The organism is Candidatus Latescibacterota bacterium, from assembly GCA_019038625.1.
Classification (GTDB): domain Bacteria; phylum Krumholzibacteriota; class Krumholzibacteriia; order Krumholzibacteriales; family Krumholzibacteriaceae; genus JAGLYV01.
The window spans coordinates 1-4,215 of the sequence record JAHOYU010000163.1 but is presented as its reverse complement, the minus strand read 5'-3'; the positions used below and the strand labels follow the sequence as shown (position 1 = coordinate 4,215).

The 4,215-nt window shown below is 52.4% G+C and carries 3 protein-coding genes and 1 pseudogene; all 4 read left to right on the top strand.

Features of this window, described 5'->3' with window-relative positions; all coding sequences use genetic code 11:
* Positions 1 to 443, top strand: a 443-nt coding sequence (locus KOO63_11975) for a hypothetical protein (GenBank protein ID MBU8922526.1), incomplete at its 5' end; no start/stop codon positions are given.
* A gap of 8 nt (positions 444 to 451) precedes the next feature.
* Positions 452 to 1,792 (top strand): annotated as a pseudogene (gene accC, locus KOO63_11970) (acetyl-CoA carboxylase biotin carboxylase subunit).
* A gap of 16 nt (positions 1,793 to 1,808) precedes the next feature.
* The gene (thiE, locus tag KOO63_11965) at positions 1,809 to 2,879 is read left to right on the top strand and encodes a thiamine phosphate synthase (protein ID MBU8922525.1); all 1,071 of its coding nucleotides are present in this window, start codon (positions 1,809 to 1,811) and stop codon (positions 2,877 to 2,879) included.
* A gap of 74 nt (positions 2,880 to 2,953) precedes the next feature.
* Positions 2,954 to 4,215: DNA translocase FtsK 4TM domain-containing protein (locus tag KOO63_11960; protein MBU8922524.1), on the top strand; the 1,262-nt coding region annotated here is incomplete at its 3' end.

Here is a 4,215-nt window from a genome sequence, read left to right as displayed (position 1 = left end):
ATGCTACCCAGACCATAAACCGTGTGATCTCCTTTTTCCCGCCTCACCAGCACCAGGAGATCAGGTATCTTCTCTCATCCACTCTTCGTGCAGTGATCGCCCAGCGCCTGATACCGCTGAAGGAATCCAGGGGCCGTATTCCCGCCGTTGAAGTAATGATTGTAACTGCAGCGGTAAGGGAGTATATAATAGACCCTGAAAAAGCGCCTCTCATTCAGCAGGCTATCAGGGAGGGTGTCTCTTCGCATGGGATGCAGAGTTTCGACCAGTCTCTCATGCAGCTTCTTGCCGATGGAAAAGTAAGCATGGAGGAAGCACTGAAGAACAGTTCCAACCCGCACGAGTTCAGCCTGCGTCTGAAAGGAATACAGGCAAGCAGTGACAATACCTGGGACAGCTTTGAAAATGCTGAGCCCGGCGGGGGAACTGGTGGTGACTTTTAAAAGAATCCATGTATAAAAAAATTCTGATCGCGGCAAGGGGCGAGATAGCTCTCAGGATCAGCCGTGCCTGCAAGGAACTCGGAATAAAGGCTGTCGCCGTTCATTCGGAGGCTGATCGTGAGTCGTTGCATGTGAAGCTGGCAGATGAAGACGTTTGCATCGGCGGGCCCCTGCCAGTCGACAGCTACCTGAACATTCCCAGGATAATAGCAGCAGCAGAAATAACGCATGCGGATGCTATACATCCAGCGTACGGTTTTCTTTCCGAGAATCCACACTTTGCCGAGATATGCAAGTCCTGCAACATCGACTGGATCGGCCCGTCTCATGAGATCATGAATAATATGGGCGACAAGGCTATGGCCAGGACCCTGATGTCCAAGGCGGGTATTCCGATCATCCCCGGCAGCGAGGATGTCCTGGAGGGGGAGGAAAACGCACTGAAGCTCGGCAGGGAGATGGGATATCCCCTGATGATAAAAGCCGTAGCCGGTGGTGGTGGCAGGGGGATCAGGATAGTCAGAGATGAAGGACAGATGAAGGAACTGTTTCATGCCGCGAGCAAGGAGGCAGAAACGGCCTTCGGGGACGGTGGCCTGTATATAGAAAAATATCTGGAGAACCCGAGACATATTGAAGTACAGATATTCGGCGATGGGAAGGGGAAAACAGTACATCTTGGCGAACGTGAATGCAGTATTCAGAGGAGACATCAGAAACTGATAGAGGAATCTCCATCTCCCGGCATATCGGACGGAATGCGCGAAAAGATATTGGGATACGCTATAAAGGGAGCCTCCTACATAAAATACGAATCACTGGGGACGATGGAATTTCTCGTTGCGGGTGAGGATGAGGTCTACTTTCTCGAGATGAACACCCGTGTTCAGGTGGAGCACCCTGTTTCCGAGATGGTGACGGGGTACGACCTGATCAAGGAACAGATCAGGCTTTCTTCCACCGGTATGAGTCCGATGATGGATGCATCGGCCACACTGAGGGGGCATGCCATGGAATGCAGGATCAACGCGGAGGATCCAGAGAAAAATTTCAAACCATCACCAGGAAAGATAACTTTCTATCATCCTCCCGGTGGTCCTGGTGTGAGGGTCGATTCTCATCTTTACGCAGGTTACGTGGTGCCACCTTTCTACGACTCTCTTCTGGCCAAAGTGATAACCTATGGTGATACGAGGGAAGAAGCAAGATTGAGGATGGTACGTTCCCTGGAGGAATGTGTCATCGATGGCGTGCCGACTACCATCCCGTTTCACCTCTGGATCCTGGGTAGAAAAGAATTCATTGCGGGGGATTTCGATACTTCGTTCATCGACAGGTTGCAGAAGTGATCCTATAGAGGGCAGGGTGAAGGGTTTGGAAAGAACCGGGGCAATCGATTCCGAAATAATCTCAAGGATAATAGACGCCAATACGAACAGGTGCGCTGAAGGGCTCCGGGTGGTAGAGGAGATCGCTCGTTTTTCGGATGAGAATGACGAGTTGTTCAGAGAGATCAAGGATATTCGCCATCTTGTCAGATCGGTGTCCGAGAAAGCAGCAACCGGATCGCACAGGTTCAGGGACACAGGGTCGGATGTCGGGGCTGACTATACCACGGGATCGGAGAGTCAGAGGAGTTCCTTTCACGATCTGTGCAAGGCGAATTTCCTCAGAGCAGAGGAAGCTCTCCGTGTTCTGGAGGAATTCGGAAAACTGCTCGATCCGGAAGTTGCCGAGATATACAAGAATCTCAGGTTCAGAGTCTATTCAGTCGAGAAGGCATTCATGGGGACGGCTTGCCTGAATCACTCCATGCCGAAATCCCTGTTTTTATACGGATTTATAGACAGAATATTTGTAGGCAGAGGTGAATCACGCGATGTCGCCGAACTTCTTGTGGCTGGTGGTGTGGAGATGATCCAGTACCGGGCCAAAGATGTCGCCAGAGTAGAGATGCTTGAAGACATCGCCTCGATATTGAGCGTTACAAAGAAAGCAGGAGTCCCGCTGATAGTCAACGACTACCCTGATCTCGTGAGGGATGCGGGAGCTGACGGCGTGCATATCGGGGCAGATGATGGTGATCCAGCGCTGGCCAGGGAGATAATAGGGGAAGATGCCATACTTGGACTGACTGTCCACTCGATCGACGAACTGACGACGGCAGATGTTGTCGGGGCCGATTATGTAGGAGTCGGGGCTATCTACCCGACCGACACGAAACCTTCGGTTGAAGCAGTTGGAACAGGACTGATACGGAGCATCTCTGCCCGGACAAAGCTGCCCGTGGTGGCTATAGGCGGCCTGGAACCTGGAAAGATCAGGGAAGTATTTGAGGCCGGCGCAGTCGGCGCGGCCGTAATATCTGGCATCCTCAAGGGTGATATCAGCAAAAACTGCTTTACCTTCAGGCAGATCATTGATAAATGTAAGTAGCGTAAATGACCTGATCTGAACAGGTCGGCGTATTGTCCTGATAACTGATATGAAGCAGGGACCGGTACATTGTCATGGCTAAAAGGAAAAAAATAATAACCGGAATAATTCTGATGACCTCGGCTGTTTTCATCGGGGTGGCTCTATATTCCTGGGACGATGCCGATACCGGCCTTTTCTGGGAAGCGGCGAACATGTGTGGCCCGGTCGGCGCGCTGATAGCGGGCGTTCTCAGATATCTTTTCGGATATATTGTTTCATGGGGGATCCCTCTGCTTCTGTTGTACTGGGGCGGGGCGTATCTCACTGGACGAAAACTTCTCGAAAAGGGAAGGTTGCTCGCGGGATTATCGCTCCTTGGCTGGATCGGCGCGGCGTTGTTCGCGTCTGCTGGACTTTCGGGAGCGGCCGGACAGCTCGGAGAACGGACTTCGGCGCTGCTGGAACTCCTGGTGGGAAGGATAGGTACGATACTGGTACTCTCAGCGTCATTTCTGCTGACTCTGACCTTTCTCTTTTTCGGGTCGATCAGTGGGGCTGTCGAAAGGTTATCCGGCATGATTTCCCTGATCCCGGGTCTGATCTTCAGAGGGAAGAAGGATGAGGCACCCAGGCGAACGAGCAGGAAAAAGAGTCGGAAAACCAGGAATAAAACGGAGCCGATACCTGTAGAAGTGGAAGAAGAAATCGAGGAAGGCCCAAGGAAGATAGATATAGCAGAACCAAAAAGACCCCGTCCGCAACCTCGACAAAAACAGGCGCCTGCCAGGCCAAAGCTGCAGGGGGCCCCATCGACACCGGCTGACAACGCGCCGCTGCCCGACCTTTCCCTTCTCGGTGAATACGATGAATCCTCGGTCACTTTCAGCAAGGAGGATCTGATAGCGAGATCCGAAGTCATCGAGGCAAAACTGGAGGATTACGGTCTTAAGGGAAAGATCCAGAAGGTGCTTCCAGGCCCGGTGGTCACGACATTCGAATTTGTTCCAGCGGCTGGAGTCAAGGTGAGTCAGATAGCAAACAGGGCCGATGACATATCCCTTGCGCTGGCAGCAAGGGCGCTTCGGATACAGGCTCCGATCCCAGGCAAGGGAGCCGTCGGGATAGAGGTCCCGAATCCAGAGCCAAAACTTGTGGTCCTCAAAGAGATGCTCGAACACTTCCCGCAGGGAAAGGGTGAATTGAATGTCTGTCTGGGCAAAAGCGTAACGGGAGAACCGGTGTTCGTAGATCTGGCCGATATGCCGCATCTTCTCATCGCGGGAGCCACCGGGAGCGGAAAAAGCGTGTGCATAAACTCGATAATCTGTTCCCTGCTCTTCAACCATACACCGGC